This is a genomic window from Macrococcus sp. DPC7161 (assembly GCF_004117835.1).
Taxonomy (GTDB): Bacteria; Bacillota; Bacilli; order Staphylococcales; family Staphylococcaceae; genus SDSC01.
This window is the reverse complement of the sequence record NZ_SDSC01000001.1, coordinates 178,147-199,300: the sequence shown is the minus strand read 5'-3', so window position 1 is coordinate 199,300 and position 21,154 is coordinate 178,147. Positions and strand designations below refer to the sequence as shown.

At 32.6% G+C, this 21,154-nt stretch carries 20 protein-coding genes; all 20 read right to left on the bottom strand.

Annotated features, from left to right (window positions below):
- Positions 1-19: 19 nt before the first annotated feature.
- The 20 genes from ER639_RS00935 to rsmH all read right to left on the bottom strand — a co-directional run bounded on the left by ER639_RS00935 (position 20) and on the right by rsmH (position 21,145).
- Complete coding sequence (locus ER639_RS00935; RefSeq protein ID WP_129063871.1) at positions 20-901, bottom strand: aspartate carbamoyltransferase catalytic subunit; 882 nt, start codon at positions 899-901, stop codon at positions 20-22.
- A 65-nt stretch (positions 902-966) separates the two neighbouring features.
- On the bottom strand, positions 967-2,280 hold the full coding sequence (locus tag ER639_RS00930) for a uracil-xanthine permease family protein (protein WP_129063870.1): 1,314 nt from the start codon (positions 2,278-2,280) through the stop codon (positions 967-969).
- Between the two features lie 119 nt (positions 2,281-2,399).
- On the bottom strand, positions 2,400-2,924 hold the full coding sequence (pyrR, locus tag ER639_RS00925; RefSeq protein WP_129063869.1) for a bifunctional pyr operon transcriptional regulator/uracil phosphoribosyltransferase PyrR: 525 nt from the start codon (positions 2,922-2,924) through the stop codon (positions 2,400-2,402).
- A 141-nt stretch (positions 2,925-3,065) separates the two neighbouring features.
- Positions 3,066-3,971, bottom strand: a complete 906-nt coding sequence (locus tag ER639_RS00920; RefSeq protein ID WP_129063868.1) for an RluA family pseudouridine synthase — start codon at positions 3,969-3,971, stop codon at positions 3,066-3,068.
- The gene (gene lspA / locus ER639_RS00915) at positions 3,958-4,449 is read right to left on the bottom strand and encodes a signal peptidase II (protein WP_129063867.1); all 492 of its coding nucleotides are present in this window, start codon (positions 4,447-4,449) and stop codon (positions 3,958-3,960) included. The genes ER639_RS00920 and lspA overlap by 14 nt, the downstream gene beginning before the upstream one ends.
- A gap of 188 nt (positions 4,450-4,637) precedes the next feature.
- Positions 4,638-7,391, bottom strand: a complete 2,754-nt coding sequence (ileS, locus tag ER639_RS00910) for an isoleucine--tRNA ligase (RefSeq protein WP_129063866.1) — start codon at positions 7,389-7,391, stop codon at positions 4,638-4,640.
- A 344-nt stretch (positions 7,392-7,735) separates the two neighbouring features.
- Complete coding sequence (locus ER639_RS00905; protein WP_129063865.1) at positions 7,736-8,257, bottom strand: DivIVA domain-containing protein; 522 nt, start codon at positions 8,255-8,257, stop codon at positions 7,736-7,738.
- A gap of 10 nt (positions 8,258-8,267) precedes the next feature.
- On the bottom strand, positions 8,268-9,041 hold the full coding sequence (locus ER639_RS00900) for a YlmH family RNA-binding protein (RefSeq protein WP_129063864.1): 774 nt from the start codon (positions 9,039-9,041) through the stop codon (positions 8,268-8,270).
- Positions 9,042-9,078: 37 nt separating this feature from the next.
- Entirely contained in the window at positions 9,079-9,372 is a 294-nt protein-coding gene (locus tag ER639_RS00895; protein ID WP_129063863.1) for a YggT family protein, read from the bottom strand.
- Between the two features lies 1 nt (position 9,373).
- Positions 9,374-9,910, bottom strand: a complete 537-nt coding sequence (locus tag ER639_RS00890; protein ID WP_129063862.1) for a cell division protein SepF — start codon at positions 9,908-9,910, stop codon at positions 9,374-9,376.
- Positions 9,911-9,919: 9 nt separating this feature from the next.
- Positions 9,920-10,582, bottom strand: coding sequence for a YggS family pyridoxal phosphate-dependent enzyme (locus tag ER639_RS00885; protein ID WP_129063861.1), 663 nt, complete (start codon positions 10,580-10,582; stop codon positions 9,920-9,922).
- A complete protein-coding gene (gene pgeF / locus ER639_RS00880; RefSeq protein ID WP_129063860.1) occupies positions 10,582-11,370 on the bottom strand; it encodes a peptidoglycan editing factor PgeF in 789 nt (262 codons plus the stop codon). The genes ER639_RS00885 and pgeF overlap by 1 nt, the downstream gene beginning before the upstream one ends.
- A gap of 65 nt (positions 11,371-11,435) precedes the next feature.
- Entirely contained in the window at positions 11,436-12,563 is a 1,128-nt protein-coding gene (ftsZ, locus tag ER639_RS00875; RefSeq protein ID WP_129063859.1) for a cell division protein FtsZ, read from the bottom strand.
- Between the two features lie 30 nt (positions 12,564-12,593).
- Complete coding sequence (gene ftsA, locus ER639_RS00870) at positions 12,594-13,958, bottom strand: cell division protein FtsA (RefSeq protein WP_129063858.1); 1,365 nt, start codon at positions 13,956-13,958, stop codon at positions 12,594-12,596.
- A gap of 158 nt (positions 13,959-14,116) precedes the next feature.
- Positions 14,117-15,082, bottom strand: coding sequence for a cell division protein FtsQ/DivIB (locus tag ER639_RS00865; protein WP_129063857.1), 966 nt, complete (start codon positions 15,080-15,082; stop codon positions 14,117-14,119).
- Complete coding sequence (murD, locus tag ER639_RS00860) at positions 15,069-16,433, bottom strand: UDP-N-acetylmuramoyl-L-alanine--D-glutamate ligase (RefSeq protein ID WP_129063856.1); 1,365 nt, start codon at positions 16,431-16,433, stop codon at positions 15,069-15,071. The genes ER639_RS00865 and murD overlap by 14 nt, the downstream gene beginning before the upstream one ends.
- Position 16,434: 1 nt before the next feature.
- On the bottom strand, positions 16,435-17,403 hold the full coding sequence (gene mraY / locus ER639_RS00855) for a phospho-N-acetylmuramoyl-pentapeptide-transferase (RefSeq protein ID WP_129063855.1): 969 nt from the start codon (positions 17,401-17,403) through the stop codon (positions 16,435-16,437).
- 38 nt (positions 17,404-17,441) lie between these two features.
- A complete protein-coding gene (locus ER639_RS00850; protein ID WP_129064412.1) occupies positions 17,442-19,808 on the bottom strand; it encodes a penicillin-binding protein in 2,367 nt (788 codons plus the stop codon).
- A 16-nt stretch (positions 19,809-19,824) separates the two neighbouring features.
- Positions 19,825-20,202, bottom strand: coding sequence for a cell division protein FtsL (gene ftsL / locus ER639_RS00845; protein WP_129063854.1), 378 nt, complete (start codon positions 20,200-20,202; stop codon positions 19,825-19,827).
- 10 nt (positions 20,203-20,212) lie between these two features.
- A complete protein-coding gene (gene rsmH, locus ER639_RS00840) occupies positions 20,213-21,145 on the bottom strand; it encodes a 16S rRNA (cytosine(1402)-N(4))-methyltransferase RsmH (protein ID WP_129063853.1) in 933 nt (310 codons plus the stop codon).
- Positions 21,146-21,154 lie beyond the last annotated feature (9 nt).

The window sequence follows — 21,154 nt, the reverse complement described above, 5'->3', positions numbered from 1 at the left end:
ATTAATATTTAGTAATTAATTATTTACGGTTATTCTCGATGACTTGTGCTAAAATACTCATTCTTGTGTATACACCGTTTGACATTTGTTTAAAAATTCTAGATTTTGGAGCTTCAACTAAACTATCATCAATTTCAACGCCTCGGTTTACAGGTGCTGGATGTAATACAATTGCTGTTTCCTTCAACTGATTATATCTTTCAATAGTTAAACCATAGCCATTATGGTAAGTTTCTTTCGTAAAATGAGATTTTGAATCATGACGTTCATGTTGCACACGTAAAAGCATACATACATCTATATCATTAATGACATCATCAATATCCACATATTCTGCATCAATTGTGTGGTCTTGCCAGATTTCAGGTGCAACAAATTGGACATGTGCTCCTAAGCGCGTTAATGCTTCAAAGTTACTTCTTGCAACTCGAGAGTTTAATATATCCCCACATATTACTACTTTTAATCCTTCAAACTTGCCGTACTCTTCATAAATTGTCATTAAGTCTAATAAACATTGTGTTGGATGTTGTCCTGATCCATCTCCACCATTGATAATTGGAATATTTAATCCTTCTAACTGTTTATAATAATCTCTTTCAGGATGTCTGATAACGAGTACATCACACCCTATACTTTCCATCGTTTTACAAGTATCATAAAGACTTTCTCCTTTTGAAACAGAAGAAGTACTTGTTTCAAAAGGAATAACATGCATACCTAATTCTCTTTCAGCAACTTCAAATGAACATTTTGTTCTTGTTGAATTTTCAAAGAACAAGTTGGATACAAATACGTCTGGTAACTGATCATACCCGCCATTTTTAATTTTAATTGCACGTTGAATCGTTTCAATAATCGCTTCGTTCGATAAATCTGTGATTGAGTGTAAATACTTCATATACCATCCATCCTTTTTAAGAAATTCTATTCTGTATTACATTATTTACTTACAAAATCAATACCTTAATAATCTTCATGTGTTTTTGATTCAGGTAAAATTGCATTTAATATGATACCTGATAATGCTGCTAAAGCCATACCTTCAATATTTAAGTTAATTTGACCTACTGTAAAGTCTAAGTGTGCTTTACCAATACCTAAAACTAATATCACTGAGGCAATCACTAAATTACGTTTGTCACCAAAGTCTACCTTTGATTCTACTAACATTCTTAAACCACTTGCTGCGATAATACCAAAGAGTAAGATTGAAACGCCACCCATAACTGGTGTTGGAATACTTGAAACAAGTGCTGTAAATTTACCAACAAATCCTAATATTAAAGCAAGAACTGCTGCGCCACCGATTACCCAAATACTATAAATTCTTGTAATCGCTAATACCCCAATGTTTTCACCGTATGTCGTACTTGGTGGTCCCCCAATTAATGAACTTAACATTGTTGAAACCCCGTCACCAATTAAACTTCTATGTAAACCAGGATCTTTAAAGAAATTGCGTCCAACAATTTTGTTAATTACTACTTGGTGTCCAATATGTTCACTCACAGTAACAAATACGATAGGTAACATAATTAAGATCAGCAGCCAATCAAAACTTGGCGTGTAATTTACAAATGGTACATAAATGTCTGGTAATTGTAACCATCCTGCTTTTTGAATGCCTGAAAAATCAACGATGCCAGCAATCACTGCTGAAATGTAACCTACGATAATCCCCATTAATACCGGTATAATTGATAAAAATCCTTTAGCCATCACTGAGAAGATAATCACTGTTAATAATGTGATACCTGCAACGATAATATACTTAATATTGTATCCTGTCATATTGCCTGAGTTTGTATACATTGCCATATTCACTGCAACTGGTGCTAACCCTAATCCAATAACCATAATAACTGGACCAACCACTACTGGAGGTAACAACTTTAATAACCAGTTGGTACCGACAAGCTTAATAACGATACCGATGATGACATACATTAAACCACTCATAAATAATGCCATCAGCATTTCACCAAGGTTATGAGATTTTAATCCAACGATAATTGGTGTAATAAATGCGAAACTTGATCCTAAATATGCTGGAATCTTTCCTTTAGTAATTAGTATGTATAATAACGTCCCAAGACCTGATGCAATCAGTGCTGCAGATACTGGTAATTTCGTTAAAAATGGCACTAACACTGTCGCACCAAACATTGCGAATAAATGTTGTGAACTTAGTAAGAACCATTCACTTGCTTTCGGTTTTTCATGAACATCCAAGACCGGCTCAACTGTTCTTTCGTAAATTTCTTCGTTTGTATTCATTTTTGTACTCCTTTTATGTTTATATTTAATAAAAAAAGTCTCTTTGCGTACGCAAAGAGACTTAAGTGTCTGATACTCACTTAAACCCTTTGCTGGTATCTCGTACCAAATTAAAAGGATTATTTAATATATACTTGTGTTTTTTCGTCAATTTCATCTAGCATCACAACAATCTCTTCATTTGTTGAAGTTGGAATGTTTTTGCCGATAAAATCTGCTCGAATTGGTAATTCACGATGTCCTCTGTCTACTAAAGTAGCTAAACTGATGCGCTTAGGTCGAACATGATCTAAAATTGCATCAAGTGAAGCTCTTACTGTTCTACCAGTAAATAAAACATCATCCACAATCACGACATGTTGATTACTTAAATCACAATCAATATCATAAGCAATCACATCTGGACTTACACGATCCGTTACATCATCACGGTAATGCGTAATATCGATAACTCCCGTTGGTATACTTACACCGTCAATACGTTCAATTTTAGATTGAATACGTTTTGCTAAGAATTCACCTCTCGTGCGAATACCTAAAAGTACTAAATCTTTAGCACCTTTATTATTCTCTAAAATCTCATGAGAAATTCTCGTTAATGTACGGTCGATCGCTTTGTCATCTAACACAATTCGTTTTTCCACATTATTTCCTCCTAAAAAACCTCACGTCAAATAGACGTGAGGTTTCCTCGACGCCTTTTAAGCCTCTCTGGACTTATTTAAAAGCATTAACGTGATTTAATTTATATTTATATTACCATACATAATCAATAAGTCAACAACCTATTTTTTTAACTTACGTATCAATTCCGTAAAGTATTCAGGTAACTCAGCTGTACGTTCGATATATTCACCAGTTACAGGATGTGTGAATCCAATGACACCGGCGTGAAGTGCTTGGCCGCCAATATCTAAAGTCTTCTTCGGACCATATTTTGGATCACCTACAAGTGGGAATCCAATATGTTTCATATGCACACGAATTTGGTGCGTTCTACCTGTTTCTAATTGACATTCAATTAATGAATACTTATCAAAGGTTTCAATCACATTAAAGTGCGTTACTGCTTCTTTACCATCATCTAAAATAGCCATTTCTTGACGATCTCTTGGGTTACGACCTATTGGTGCATCAATAGTACCAAATTCATGTGGAATTACACCATGAACCAATGCTGTATATTTACGAGTGACTGTTTTATCTACTAATTGATCAACCAATCCACGATGTGCAATATCATTTTTTGCAATCATTAATAAACCAGATGTATCTTTATCAATACGGTGTACGATACCTGGACGAATTTCACCATTAATCCCTGATAAATCTTTAATGGCATACATTAAGCCATTTACTAAAGTGCCATTTGGATGACCTGGTGCTGGATGAACAACCATACCTTTTGGCTTGTAAACTATCGCTACATCTTTATCTTCATAATAAATTTCAATGCCTAAATCTTCAGCCACTAAATCTACTTCTTCAACTGGTTTTTCAGTCACTTGAATTTCATCATTTAATCTTAATTTATAATTAGATTTAATAATGCGACCATTTACTAAAATCAATTCATGCTTAATCCAATCTTGAATTTGACTTCTAGACCAGTCTGGATTCATTTCTGATATAAATTTATCAATACGTAATCCTACTTCTTCTTCACTTACTATAAAATTATAAACTTCCACTTTGTTTCTCCTCTTTTTGGTTAAATAATATTTCAATGATTAAAACGAACACACCAATAGTCAAACAAGCATCTGCGACATTAAATATTGGAAAATCATAATTGATGATTTTCGTATCAATAAAATCAACAACACTACCTCTAAACAAACGATCAATAAAATTACCGATAGCCCCTGCAAATACTAAAGTTAATCCTAATTGCATCAATACTTTATAAGACGCTTCTTTAATGTAAAAATAAATAATCATCGCTAATACGACTAAAGTCACAATAAAAAATAACCACATTTGATTTTGCAACATGCCCCAAGCAGCACCATGATTTCGATGAGATGTGATTTCTAAAATATCACCAACAACAGAAATACTATCTCCTACTTGCATCGTCTTTACGATGATATATTTTGTTAATTGGTCTGCAAAAATTAAAAATATTGCCAAACTGCCCATGACAGCATAATTATATTTGTTTTTCATCGTTTCACTCCAATCTTTTATATATTATCACATATCTGCAAATAAGTCTTTCAATCTCTAGTTAACATAATATATTTATTTTATTTTTATTTTTAAACGTATTATCAATTTCATTTTAATACAAAATAATTTAAAAAGGATTGAGACTTTCATCTCAATCCTTAAAAATACATGCATTTAATTATCTTTTATTTTTGTGTACGTTCTAATACATCTAAACATCTTGGACAAGCACTTGGGAATAAAGCATCAGATGGTGTTAATTGTGTTGAGTAATTCCAACATCTTTCACATTTCTCACCTTCAGCACGTTGTACTAATACGTTTAAGCGTTCATAGTCTTTACCTAACTTTTCACCAACAACTTGTGCTTTAGAAACAATCAATACTTGATGTAAATTAGAAATAGATTCAAGTAATGCTTTTTCAGCATCGTCTTGAGCAAAAATTTGAACACTTGCTTCTAATGATTTACCAACTGTTTTTTCACTTCTTGCTTCTTCAATCGCTTTTAAAACATCATTTCTTAATGTTAAGATTTTTGTCCATTTTTCTAATAATGCTTCATCCACGTCACGTGTTTCAGGCATATCCGCTAAATGCACACTTTCTTCTGTAACGTGTGGTGTATGTGACCATACTTCTTCAGCTGTGTGTGGAATAACTGGTGCTAATAATTTATTTACAGAAGTTAATACTTCATAAATTACTGTTTGCATACTGCGTCTATCATGGTCATTTGGTGCTTGGATATATAAAATATCTTTACCGTAATCTAAATAGAAGTTACTTAACTCGACATTAATAAAGTTTTGTAAATCTTGATAAATAAATAAGTAGTCATTGTTTTCATAATTTTTTAAAGTAGCATTGATAAATACATTTAAACGATTCATCATAAATTGATCTACTTCATTTAAATCATCATAGGCAACTTTATCTGTCTCTGGATTAAAGTCATGTACATTTCCTAATAAGAACTTATAAGTGTTACGGATTTTACGATATACTTCTGAAACTTGTTTTAAAATGTCATCAGAAATACGTACATCTGCTAAATAATCCACTGACATTACCCATAAACGAATGATATCAGCACCCATCTGTTTAACAACTTTTTCTGGCACAATCGTATTACCTAATGATTTACTCATTTTACGACCTTGACCATCCATTACGAAACCATGTGATAATAATTTTTTATATGGTGATTGACCACGTGTTGCAACTGCAGTTGTAATTGATGAGTTGAACCAACCACGGTATTGGTCACTTCCTTCAAAATACATATCTGCTGGGAATGAAAGTTCTGGTCTTGCTTCTAATACACCTCGGTGACTTGATCCAGAATCGAACCAAACGTCCATGATATCTGTTTCTTTAGTAAAGATGCCATTTGGACTTCCTGGATGTGTATAACCTTCTGGTAATAAGTCTTTCGCTTCTCTTTCATACCAAACGTTTGATCCATGTTCTTCAACTAACGAAGCAACGTGTTCAATCGTTGCTTCTTCCATGATGATATCACCATTTTCAGCATAAAATACTGGTAATGGTACACCCCAAGCACGTTGACGAGAAATTACCCAATCCCCACGATCACGAATCATGTTATAAATACGTGTTTTACCCCATTCAACTTTAAATTCAGTTGCATCAATCGCATTTAAAATATCTTGACGCACTTTGTTGATTGAAGCAAACCATTGTGGAGTTGCACGGAAAATAACAGGTTTTTTCGTTCTCCAATCATGTGGATATGAATGTGTAAAGAATTCAAGTTTTAATAATGCACCAACTTCAGTTAAGCGCTCTGAAATCACTGGATTTGCTTTATCATAAAACAACCCTGCAAATTCTCCAGCTTCTTCTGTAAATACACCTTTTGCATCAACAGGTGAAATGACAGGTAAATCATATTTTTGACCTACAATAAAGTCATCTTCCCCGTGTCCAGGCGCTGTATGAACACAACCTGTACCTGCATCAGTCGTAACATGATCTCCTAAAACGATTAAAGATTTTCTATCTTCAATTAATGGATGTTGTGTTTGAATATATTCTAATTCAGAACCTTTGAATTCTTTTTCTAATACAACCGCTTCTTTATCCCAACCAATCGCATCACAAACACGATCTAATAAAGCTTGCGCAACAATGTAAGATTGTCCATCAACTTTGACTTGAACGTATGTTAAATCAGCATTTAAAGTGATGGCAACATTTGCAGGAATTGTCCAAGGTGTTGTTGTCCAAATAACAAATTTAACACCATTATCAACGATACCTTTACCGTCAACAGTTTCAAATGCTACATAAATTGAAGCTGATTTTTTATCTTGGTATTCAATCTCTGCTTCAGCTAAAGATGATTCAGAAGATGGTGACCAATATACTGGCTTTTTACCTTTATAGATATAACCTTTTTTCGCCATATCACCAAATAAACGAATTTGTTCCGCTTCAAATTTTTCTTGAAGTGTGATGTATGGGTTTTCCCAGTCACCATTAACACCTAATCGTTTAAAGTCTGATTTTTGCATTTCTACTTGCTCTAATGCATATTCACGACAAAGTTCTCTAAATTCAGCAACCGACATTTCTTTACGATTAACACCTTTTTTAGTTAACGCTTGTTCAATTGGTAAACCGTGTGTATCCCAACCAGGAACATAAGGTGTATAGTGACCTGTCATCGCTTTATGACGTGTAATAAAATCTTTAATGATTTTATTTAAAGCATGACCCATATGAATTTGACCGTTTGCATATGGAGGGCCATCATGAAGAATATATGGTTTTTTACCTTCATTTTTTTTCAAAATTTTATTGTATAAATCCATTTGTTGCCATTTTTCTTGAATTTGAGGCTCTTTTGTAGGTAGTCCACCTCGCATTGGAAAATCAGTTTTTGGCATTAATAAAGTATCTTTGTAGTCCATAATATCCTCCTTAATAAATAAAAACTCTATAAAATTAAGCTGGGACGAAATTTTCCGCGGTACCACCCAGATTAACTCTATAGAGTTCACTTTAGTATATTGAGTTATGCTTAAAATTGTTAAGAATAACGTATCAATTTATTGATGATTTAGACTGATCTCATTATAATGCTTCATCTTAGGCTCTCACTATCCCTAATTCGCTTAAATCCACCTTTTATAATGCGGTTCTAAATACTTTAAATAAATATATCATGTTTTGTGACTTTTGATAAGTCTAAATTTAAAATGACTTTTAAATATCTTTTAAAATAAATTTTTATGAAAAATTCGTACTTGTATCGCTATGCTTCAGGTGATTCGTTTTCTGATTGCGTTGAAGGCTTTAATGGTTCAGCATCTAAATGGTAATTTAATAAGTGATCCCAATCTTCATTTTTTAATAAATCTAATTGCGCTTCAACTAACATTTTAAAGCGTGCTCTAAATATTTTAGATTGGCGTTTCATATCTTCAGTTTGGAAGGCGATTTCTCGTGCACTAATTAATGCATCGTTGATAATTTTGTCTGCATGTGTTTTTGCATCTTTAATAATTACATCTGCTTCCATACCCGCTGCTGCTTTCACTTCTTCTCCTGCTTTTTGTGCAACTAGTAATGCTTCTGAGATTGTATTTTCAACATTTTTAAAACGATTGATATTTTCATCTTTATCTGCAATCAATTGTTCTAACATTTTCTTTTCTCTTCGCAATGTTTCCAATTCATTGCTAAGTTCACCTAAATAATCTCGTACTTCATTTTCATTTAATCCTTTATGTACGATGTTAAAAGTCTTTTGATTAATTTCTTCTGGCGTATACATAGTTCACCTCTTATTTAAATAATGTTCCAAATGTTATCCTAATTTTATCTTTTTTTGTTCGATCACCTATTTGCATCACTTTTGCACGGCCGTAGCCTTTAATAGACAATAAATCTTCAGATTCAACCATAAAGTTTGGTTTTGTAACAACAGCATGATTGACTTTAACATGTTCATGTTCAATATGTGCTTTTGCAATGGCTCTAGATTTATTGATTAAACTGCTCACTATATTATCTAATCTTAAACTTGAAACTGTTGTATCACGTTGCGTATACAATTCATGTTGCATTACAATTTGCTGTGCATCTATAGGTATTAATGTCACCTTAGATCCTTTAAGCTTCGTTAATTGCATTGTTACATAATCCGTTAAATGTTTTGCTATAACAAATTGTACCTTATCACCAACAATAATATCACCTAATAAGTCTCGTTCAAAACCTAAATGCATCAGTGCACCTAGAATATTACGATGATTAATGGATACAAACTTGTCTGCATACTTAATTTCAATCCACTGTAATTCAAAATCTTCTTCTTGCATTTCATAATACGTTGGTGCTATCATTGCACGTTTTCTCTCAACACCATCATGTCCACCATAAAAATAAACCTCTAATTCTTGATATCTACCAACAATTGAAGATAATATATAGCAGCCTCTAGGGTCTAGAAATGGTGTTAAAACAGGTGCATAAGATTGTTCAGCACGATCTGCTAATGATTCTAATGATTTGATTAACGGCATTTCTTCTTGCCTAAAATGTTGATATATACTCATAATTCCCCTTAAAAGGAAAAAATCTCATTAAAGAGATTTAAACCATACTCGCTAAAATTAAATTGACGATTGATGCAACACCCACCATAAAAAATTGTAAGACAAACATTGCTGGTATTGCAGATATATCGATAAATCCAATTGGTGGGATGATACGTCTAAAAATGCTTAAATAAGGTTCACAAATTTTGCCTAACCATTCTCCAATGACACCTTCACGAATTGCAGGCACCCACGAACTAAAAATGTATACCAGAAGAATATAAAAATAAATTTTCGTGATGAAGATAATAAAATTACCAACCATTAATACTAATTCATAATTTGACATATTAATCTTGATACTCCATATCTTCAGGTGCTTCAATCATTTCAGTAATACTGCCCGCAACTTCAACATTATCAGGTGTACATAAAAAGATATCAGAACCTACTTTTTGAATGTCTCCCCCAATGGCATAAACTGTACCACTTAAGAAATCGATAATACGTTTTGCAGATAATTTATCAATACGCTGTAAATTCACTAATGTTGCACGGCGTCTTTTTAATTCATCTGCGATATCTTGTGTATCTGAAAAAACGCGTGGCTCAAACAAACATACTTTTGAACTTGAGCTTGCGTAATCTTGTTCAATGTTAACAATATTTTGATTTGGCATGACTTTTTTCTCAGCCACCTTTAAATTATTTTTTTCTGGTTGTTTTGATCTTATTACACGTTGTCTTTCAACTTCTGTATTTACTTGTTGTGTCGCTTGTCTAGGTGTTTGTTTAGGTTGTTGTGCTTGTTTAACCTCTTTTTCATACACCATTTCTTCCTCGTCTTCAAAAGTGAAGAAATTATTAAAAATATCTTTTATTGCCATAATATCCTCCTAGCCAACCAGTTTTGTACCTACACGAATATAAGTTGCACCACATTCTACTGCTATTTTGTAGTCATTACTCATACCCATTGATAATTCATGACACGGTACATTTTCATATTTTAGCGCTTCAATTTTTAATTGTAATGCTTTTAAAGCATTGAAATAAGAATAAATCTCTTCATCCGTTGCTTGTTCAGGTGCCATTGTCATTAAACCTACAACTTCAATATGATTGTAATCTTTAATGGTTTCAATAAACGCATCTACTTCTTCAACTTTTAAGCCACTTTTTGATGCTTCGCCACTTACATTGACTTGTACAAAACATTTTACACGGTGATTTGCACGTTTTTCAATTTCATTGGCCAATGACAAACGATCTAAAGAATGTAAATAATCAACTTCATTAATGACATCTTTAACCTTTCTAGTTTGTAAAGTACCTATAAAATGCATTGTAACATGTTTTAATAAATTTTTCTTTTCTAAATACCCTTCAATACGATTTTCTCCAAAATGTTGAACACCAGCGTCTAATGCTTCAAGTGCTCTTTCATTTGAAACGTATTTCGTAACCGCTACAAGATTAACTTTTTGGGCATAGGGCGACTTTTTTAAATGTTCGTTAATTTCATTTTGAATTAATTCTAAATTTTCTTTAACCTTCATTAAAAATCCCTCATTCCTATAAATGCAAGCATTCTACCTGTTTTTCCTTTTTCCAAACGATATGAAAAGAAATGTTCATTTTGGTCCGTTGTACATCTTGAAGTGATTAAAATTTGAGCTTCTGGTACGCCTGCTAATTGTGCTATTTTAGCATTAATACCTTGTAAATTAATCTCATATAAATCTTTAGAACGAACAAAATATGACTCTAAGTTCATATTCAGTGCATCAAATTGATTTTTAATAAAATCATCGATCAAATAATTTTTTGAAGTCACTGATGGACCAATTGTAACATGGAGATCTTTGACATCCCCTTTGTAGGCTTCAATCAGTTTTTTTAAGATTAAGCCTACTGTTCCACGCCATCCAGCATGACCAAGTGCGACAAAATCATCTTTTTTACTATGAATATAAACTGGCACACAATCTGCATAACACATTGTTAATAGTACATCTTTTTCATATGTATACAACCCATCAATCCCATGCCATTTATCGGTTAAACAATCAATGTTTGTGCCTTTGTCACTTTTATGCACTTCTACAATTTTATTCTCATGTGTTTGTATCGGAAACACCCAATTTAAGCGGTCAAAATTAATTAAATCGGCAACAACTTCTTGATTTTTAATAACATTTTCAGTTGTGTCATCGATATAATGTGCCATATTCAATGAATGATTAGGATATTGACTGATACCACCATGACGCGCCGTAATTCCTAAAACCAAATTTTCTTTTTGATCACTTAAAAATACATGTTCTTTTAATTTAAAGGGTTCCATAATTCACCTCATGAAAAAAGGGGTGATACATAACTAGATGTCTCACCCCTTAAGCGATTTTTATATTAGCGTCTTGAACGACGACGACTACTTCTATCTTGTAAAAAGCTTGGTACATCTAAGTTTTCTTCTCTAGAAGTTTCTTGTGTACTTGTGAATGAAGAAGCAGATGATGTTTCTTCTCTTTCACGTGTTGGCGTACCAAATGATTGCGTTTGTGGTTTAACATTACGAGAAGTTTTTTCGTTAAAGCCTGTTGCAATAACAGTAACTACGATTTCATCTTGTAATTCTGGATTAATTACTGTACCGAAAATCATGTTAACATCTTCATCAGCAGCATCTTGAACGATATCAGCAGCTTCTTGTGCTTCAAATAAAGTTAAAGATTCGCCACCCGTGATGTTCATTAACACACCTTGAGCACCAACGATTGATGTTTCTAATAATGGAGATGAAATTGCTTTTTTAGCCGCTTCAATCGCACGGTTTTCACCACTTGATACACCTATACCCATTAATGCTGAACCTTGGTTAGACATAATCGTTTTAACGTCAGCGAAGTCTAAGTTTACTTCACCTGATACAGCGATTAAATCAGAAATACCTTGAACACCTTGACGTAAAACGTTATCTGCTTCTTTGAACGCTTCCATCATTGGTGTTGATTTATCAACGATGTCTAATAAACGGTCATTTGGAATAACGATTAAAGTATCAACCGCAGCTTTCATTGCCTCTACACCAGCAGCTGCTTGAGTTTGACGTTTACGACCTTCAAATGAGAATGGACGTGTTACAACACCAACTGTTAATGCACCCATTTCCTTTGCGATTTTTGCAACAACAGGAGCTGCACCAGTACCAGTACCGCCACCCATACCGGCAGTTACGAATACCATATCTGCACCTTGAATGGCATCTTCAATTTGTTCACGTGACTCTTCTGCAGCTTTTTTACCGATTTCAGGGTTTGCACCAGCACCTAAACCACGCGTTAATTTTTCACCAATTTGAATTTTTGATTGTGCTTTTGATAAATTAAGTGCTTGGCCATCCGTATTGATTGCAATAAACTCAACATTGTTCATGCCATGATCGATCATTCGGTTTACTGCGTTATTACCACCGCCACCTACACCGATGACTTTAATAGTTGCTAAATGGTTAAATCCTTGTTCAAATTCTAACATTAAATTTTCCTCCTATACTTTTCTGGCCAATTAATCGAATAAAGATTTCATAATTTTTTTCATAAATCCAGGTTTTTCTTCAGTAGTTTCATTATCATTTTTTGTTTGTTCAACTGAATCATATGTTTCATTCGTTGATTGAACTTGTGCTTCTTTTTCTTTACGCTTAAACAGATTGCCTAAACCATTTTGTTTAGGTGTTTCTACAACTTCAACCTCTTCTTCTGTTTCAGTGACTTCATGATTATTAATTGTAACATAATCTAGTAACTCATCAAAGGCTATACCACTTGAAATTGTAGAAATACTTGATGAAAATTCAGGTTTACGTATTCCCATTTGTTGTGGTACGTGTATTCTTACTTTTTCAGTCACCATATCAGATAATAATTCTTTAATACCTAAAAGGTTTGCACTACCGCCTGTAATGATAAAGCCACCATTAATTTTGTTTAAGCCCATATCTTGAAGTAAATCGAACACTTGTAAGAAAATTTCTTCAACACGTGCTTCAATCACATCACTTAATTCTTTTTGATTAAATGATTTCTTTTCTTCTGTGTCATTTTGACTCACTGTAAAGATATCTTGTTCACTTGCTAAATCATAAAAAGCGTGACCATATTGTTCTTTAATTTTTTCTGCTTCTTCGAATGTTGTATTTAATGCGTATGCCACATCATTCGTTACATTTTGACCACCCATTTCAATACAATCAGCATCATATAGGCTACCGCGTTCAAAATAAGCGACTTGAGTTAATTGATCTCCAATATCAATCACAACAGCTCCTAATTCTACTTCTGTAGCCGATAATAGGTGTTTGTAGTTATATGCATCAGAATAAACATCTAAAACATGTACGCCACAGCTTTCAACACATTTTAATGTATTGATTAAAATCGATTTATTAATCGTAATAACACCAGCATCCACAGCTAAACTTTGTGTGGCATTCATTCCTTTAGGATCTGTCATTTCATGTAAGTCATCAACTTTGAATATTTTAGGGAACACACCAATAATTTCGATTTCATTAGAAGTATTTTTTTCACGGATACCTTCTAATAAATCTTCAATATGTTCTCCTGTAATTGCAGTTTCAACACCATTAAATGTAATTTCATGTTCAATATCATGAATTTCAGTATGCACGATTGGCATTTTTAAAAACACATCTTTAAATTCAATACCTGAAGCAATTTGTGCTTTTTTGATTGTATCTTTAATTGCATGTTGTGCAACATTAAAATCATCAATGATTCCTTTTTTAATACCATCCGTAAAAGTCTGTCCTGTACCTATCACATTAATGCCTTTATGAAACTTTTCTCCTACTACTACTTTTACACTCGATGAACCAATATCTATACCAACATAGTAATGTTCTTCCATCGATAGGCACCTCCTTAACACAATTTAATCAATTCTACACTATCAATAGTTTATATTATAGCCTTAATAAAGTGAACTATAAACCTATATTATTTCAAAATTTTATATTTTTTTTATAATTCGCATATTTTTTTACCATCTTTTTCTTATTTTGTATGTTATTGAGCTATTTCGGTAGATGGTGTTGCTTCTTTTGTAGATGCATCTGTTGAATCTTTAGTTGTATCTTTATTAGATTGACTTGCTTTAACTTCATTCAATTGATTTTTTAAATCATTTACTGCTGATTCAACTTTAGATTTTTCTTTCTCTGATTTTGCTTTCATTTCTGATTCCATTTCTATCCTTCTTGTTTCGGCTTTTTTAGATTCATATGGAATAAATACCGCACCAACTTCTAAATCGATAAGACCCGGCTTCACCAACTTGCCATTCGCATCTTTTTTAATATTTTTTGCCATTGATGGGTAGTAATTTAATTTATCTTGAATGGTTCTTAAATCACCTATTACTTCAATTCCATCTTTCATAAATAATTGGATTCTACTAGATGCTTCCACGTTTGGCACAAAATTAATTTCAGAAATGTGATTAATTATATCTGGCTTTGTTGCCACTAAAACTTTCACCAATTGATTTAAGCTTTTATCAGTGAAATCATTTATCTCAGGTGCATCATATGGTGTTTTAAATTCAACCTTTTTTAATATTTGACCATTTTCTAAAATTGGATGAAATATACTGCCATCTTTAAGCATCCCAACCACTTTAAATTCATTTACTTGGATACTTACTTTATTAGGAAAATGTCTCTTAACTTCAACTGATTTAACACCGTCTAAATATTCTATTTCAGAAGCAATATTATTAGGATCAATCGCGTATATGCGATCGCTTTTTTTAATATTTGCTTTTTTTAGTATTGCCTTTTCACTTTGAATCATCGTAGGATTCACTGATACAGATTTTACATAACTGATGTTCGTAAACATAAATAATAAAATTAGCATCATTATAGCGACAACTGTTAAAAAAATTGCTAATTGAATGCGTCGGCGCTTTATGCTTTTTTTCTTCTTTTCTAAAACAAAATTTGGTGTCTCTATGACATTATTTTGAGTCAATCGCCTCACCCTTAACCATTAGTTTCACTTGATTGATAAAAGCATCTCCACGCATTTCATAGTTTGGATATTGATCCCATGAAGCACAAGCAGGACTTAATAAAACGACTTCTCCTTCATTTGTAAACTGAGCCGTTTTATTCACAGCATCTTTAACATCTTTACAAACTTCGTATGGAATTTGATGCTGTTCTGCAAATTCAACAAGCTTATTCGTCGTTTCCCCAAAGATATACATATGCACAACTTTACTGATGTATTGATTTAAATCTTCAAAGCCATTACCTCGATCTAAGCCACCACACAACCAATGAATTGGTTGTTGAAAGGCACTTAACGCAAATTGACTCGCTAAAGTATTCGTCGCCTTTGAATCATTATAATATTTAACACCTTGAATGGTCTTAATAAACTGTAATCGATGTTTAATACCTTCAAAAGTTTTTAAAGTATGAATAATACTTTCGTTTGAAATGTTAGATAATTTACAAGCTGCAATACTCGCTAGAATATTTTCCAAGTTATGTGCACCAGGTAATACTATATCATCAACACTAATGATTTTTTCATCATTAAAGTAGATAATATCGTCCTTTATATATGCACCCTCTTTTAATGGACTCGTACTAAAATATACGATTTTACTTTTAATTGGACGATTTATCAATATTTCTTTTTGTTTTTCATTAAATATTAAATAATCATTTTCTGTTTGATTCTTTACAATATTAAGTTTTGCTTCAACGTATTCATCTTGGTTTTTATGATAATCAAGATGTGCTGAATAGATATTCGTAATAACAGCAATATGAGGTTGATAAGTTTCGATTCCCATCAATTGAAAACTAGACAATTCAGTGATTAATGTATCTTCTGGTTTCGCCATTTGCGCGACTTTACATGCAACAAACCCAATATTGCCACTTAAAAGCCCTTGTTGATTACTATATTTAAACATATCTCCAATGAGTGATGTTACAGTTGTTTTTCCATTTGTACCTGTAATGGCGATTGTTTTACCCTCATTGATTTCAAAACTTAATTCAACTTCTGTAATGATTGGTATATTTTTTTCTAAAGCTTTTTGTACGAAAGGAATTTTATAAGGAATACCTGGATTTTTTACGATAAGATCAATATCGTTTAATAAATCTTCTGGATGCTCCCCAGAAACAACTTTGATATTTAGCGCTTCAAGTGCATGACATTCCTCTGTTTGACTTACATCTTTCCCATCATTAACTGTTACAATGGCGCCTAATTGTTGTAAAAGCTTTGCTGTTTCAAAACCACTTTTGCCAAGTCCTAAAACTAAAATGTGCTTATCTTGATATTTTGTGATGTGTTTCAATTTAATTCACTCCTAAATAAATACCGACTAATCCAGAAATTAAGCCAACAATCCAAAAAACAATAACGATTTTCCACTCGCTCCAACCACAAAGTTCATAATGATGATGCAGCGGGCTCATCTTAAATACACGTTTACCTGTTAACTTAAACGAAGTGACTTGAATCATAACAGATAAAGTTTCTAAAATGAAAACCAATCCAATAAATAAAAGCGTAAGCTCTTGATTAAGCATAATTGATACCGTTGCAATAATACCACCTAAAGCAAGAGACCCAGTATCACCCATAAATAGTTTGGCTTTATTCTTGTTATAAAGTAAGAAACCACCAAGACTACCAATTAAAATAGCTAGATAAACACTCATACCATCATTATTAAAGTGATTTGCTAGAAATAAATAACAAGAGAAAGCAATTATAGACAAACCTGTTGCTAAACCGTCTAAACCATCTGTTAAATTGACTGCGTTTGAAAAACCAACTTGCCAGAAAATAATAAATACAACGTAAAATAACGATAAAGGAATTGAAAATTCAGTAAATGGTAAATTAATACTATTCTCAAGTGTTAATAAACCAAATCCATTACTAATCACATAAAAAATAACAGCAATCAGTATTTGGAATAGAAATTTTTGTTTTGATGTCAATCCTTGATTGTCTTTTTTAACAACAATAATATAATCGTCTACAAAACCAATAAGGCCAAACCCTAATGTAACAAGAATTAATAATATGATTGGCGCATTATCTTTTACAAAAAATAATGCGACTAAACTTAATATGATCGTTGTTGTTAAAAACGTTAATCCACCCATCGTAGGGGTACCACTTTTAACTTGGTGACTTTGTGGTCCTTCTGTACGTATTGATTGCCCAAATTTTAATCGTTTTAATAATGGGATAAATAACGGTACCAAAATTGCGGTAATAATAAATCCTAAAATTCCAAATAATCCAGTTTGCATAATCATCACTTAATCAGTATTCTGATTTCCTTTCAAAATTAATTTTCTTTACCATTGGTTGTTTCAGTCTTTTTTTTAGAAGTTTCTGTTGTTTTTTCTTCTGTTGAACTAGTATCTTTCGTCTGTGTATCTTTAGACTTTGAATCTTTATTACTCGACGATTGACGTTCTTTTTCTTTTAATGCTTTATCTTTTTCTTCTTGAATTTGCTTTTTCAATGCATTTTCTTCATCTTTTCGTAAAGCATCAACGACATTATCATATGCTGCAGATTGTTTTAATGGGTCTAATGAATCCATTGAAACAATAATTTTATCTCCAGCTTTCACCGCTGTACCTACATTTACATTTTGTTTTTTGACGTAACCATTACCGTCAAATTGAATATCAACTCGTGTTAAAGCTTCATACATTAATAAATCTCGTTTTGACCAACCTGTAAAGTCAGGTACTGTTTGATTGCCATCCGTTAATAATAATACACGATCGCCATGTAGTAATGGTGTACCTTGTTTTGGTAATTGTGCAATGACTTTTGTCCCATTACCTATTACGACAGGTTTTAAGTTTGTTGCTTCAACTTCTGTTTCAGCTTTTTGAGCATTCATTTTTTCAACATCAGGTACATTTTCAGTATAAGACGCTTTAGATTTTTTTGTGCCAACATCTAAATATTTCAATGTATTTTCCATTAAAGGTTTATAGCCTTTTGAAACACCAATATCATATGCTTCACCAGCATTTTTTTGTGCCAAGCTCATTGCCATATATACAATGACTTTAGGATTATTTGCAGGTGCATACCCGATAAAACTTACCATATAAGGCTGATATCCTTTAACATAACCTCCATTTTTAGTATCTGGCACTTGTGCTGTTCCTGTTTTACCGGCAATTTTGTAGTCTTTAATTCTGTAACTATATGCATGCTGTTCACTTCCATAAACAACATCATAAAGCTGTTTCATCGTTTTCTTTGCAGTTGATTTTGAAACAGGTTTACCTACAACTTCTTTTTCACCTTTATAAACAACGCTTTTATTTGGTGAAGTAATATCTTTAACATAATATGGTTTCAACATTTCACCTTCGTTAATGATTGCTGATTCTGCCTGAATCATTTGTGCAGGTGTTACAGTTGTTGATTGACCAAATGCTGAAACTTTTTGACTTAATGGATCACCCCATGATATATGTCCAGACGCTTCTCCATCAAATATTGCACCAGTTGGTTTACCAAACCCAAACTTTTGATAGTAGGATTTCATTTTGTTTAAACCAACTTCATCTTGTAATTTCATCATTAAGACGTTCGAAGACAATTGAAAACCTTTATTTTCTGTAATTTCTCCCCAACCAGTTTTATTCCAGTCATAAATCGTTATGCCATTAATGTCACGTTCACCTGATTGGTATTTCTTTTTAGGGTCAAATTTATTTTCTTCTATTGCCGCTGCTAAACCAAATGTTTTAAATGTTGATCCAGGTTCATAAGTATTTTGATAGAAATCATTTTGCCATTTTGAACCGAATCCTTCACGCGTTTCTGGGTTAAATGTTGGCCTTTGAGAATAACCTAAAATTTCACCCGTTTTCGCATCGACAACTGTCGCAAATAGATCTTTCGGTTCATATCTTGCTACCATTTGATCTAATGCATCTTCTACAAAAATCTGTATGTTTTTATCCAATGTTAATTTAACATTATCCCCATTCACGGCAGGTATCGTGTTACTTGAATTTGGCAAGATGTATTGCCAAATATCCTGTTTAAATGACGATTTACCAGGTTTACCTGATAAATAACTATCAAATATTTTTTCTGCACCTAACATACCATGAATTTCATTTGTGTCAGGATTTTTTTCTGCATATCCAATTAAATGAGATGCAAAATTGCCATTTGGATAGAAACGTTTTTTCTCTTCAAAAAATGTAATTCCAGGTAATTTTAATGCTTCTATCGCTTTTTTCTGTTGGAAAGTTAAATCTTTCCCCGCTTTTCCAAACTCTACTTGGAATACTTTAGATTTTAACCTTTTATAAATGTCATCTTCAGACATATCGATGATTTTTGATAACTTTTTTGCTGTATCTTTTTTATCAACAACATGAATCGGTGTTCTATTTTTTTGGCTAATACGTTTATCCAAAACCGCTACGAGTTTATAAGAATTCACATCTTCTGCTAAAACTTCACCATTTCGATCAAGTATTTTGCCTCGTTCAGGTTTATCGATAATATTCCTTACATACTTTTCACTTGCTTTTAATGCCAAGTCTTGCCCGCTTGAATGGCCTGTAATCATTACAAAAGAATATCTAAAAATTAATAGAAAAAAGAGCAGTCCGAAAAAGAATATCAGAAGGACCGCTCCTATTTTATTTTTTTTAATTTTAGACATTAAATAAAAAAATGATTTAATTTGATTTACTAACATCTTTTTGCACTACCTTTACGTTATCATTATTCAAGCTTAAGCCGAAACTTTTCGCTTTACTATAGATACGTTCATAAGAAGATTGCTTCATTGCTTCAGATTTCAATTCACTATTAACACTTTTTTGGTGACTGATTTTGTTTTCTGTGATTAAAATTTTACTGCTAGTCGCATACGCATCATACTTTAAAGATAGCATATAAATACTGACTAAAGCAATCAATGTTACTAATGATAAATAGATTAATCGTTCAACTTTTGATAAATTTACAACGTGCGTTTTTGTTTTAGTTACAGTAGTTGTTTTCGTTTCATAACTTCTTTGATAAACATTTTGATTTACATACTCTACAGCCATTTTGTCACCTCTATTTTAATATCTCACAAACTCTTAATTTCGCACTTCTTGCTCTATTGTTCTCGTTTAATTCATCATCAGATGAAGTAATAGGTTTTCGGTTAACACGTTTTAATTTAGGTTGATACGCTTCTGGTATCACAGGAAGGTTTCTTGGGATGTCAGGACCTTTCTCATACTCAGCAAACACTTGCTTACATAAGCGGTCTTCTAAGGAGTGGAAAGTGATGACTGAAATTCTGCCACCTACTTTTACAGATTCAATCGCTTGTTCTATCGATGACTCAAATGCACCAATTTCATCATTCACAGCAATTCTGATTGCTTGGAAGACTCGTTTTGCTGGGTGCCCACCTTTTCTTCTTGCAGCAGCTGGAATAGCATCTTTAATGATGTCAACTAATTCTGTTGTCGTTTCAATTTTTTTGTTTTCTCGGTAAGCTTCAATTTTTCTTGCTATTTGTTTTGAAAACTTTTCTTCTCCATATCTAAAAAAGATGGATACTAGTTTTTCATAAGGGTATTCGTTAACAACTTCATAAGCAGATAAACTTTGTGTTTGATCCATTCGCATATCTAGTTTTGCATCTTGATGATAACTAAAGCCTCTTTCCGCAACATCTAATTGTGGACTTGATACGCCTAAGTCATACAAAATGCCATCTACTTTATCAATGTCTAATTCATCTAAAACATCTCTTAAATTTCTAAAGTTATTTTTGACTAAAATGACTTTATCAAGATGATCTTTTAAAACGATTTTTGCGTTGTCTAATGCTGTTTGATCTTGATCAATACATATCAACTTTCCTTGATCCAGTTGACTAACCAAATAGTGACTATGACCTGCACCACCTAATGTACAATCAACATAAATGCCATTTGGATTGATATTTAATTGATCGACAGTTTCTTTTAATAAAACGGTTACGTGGTGAAACATCATATCCTC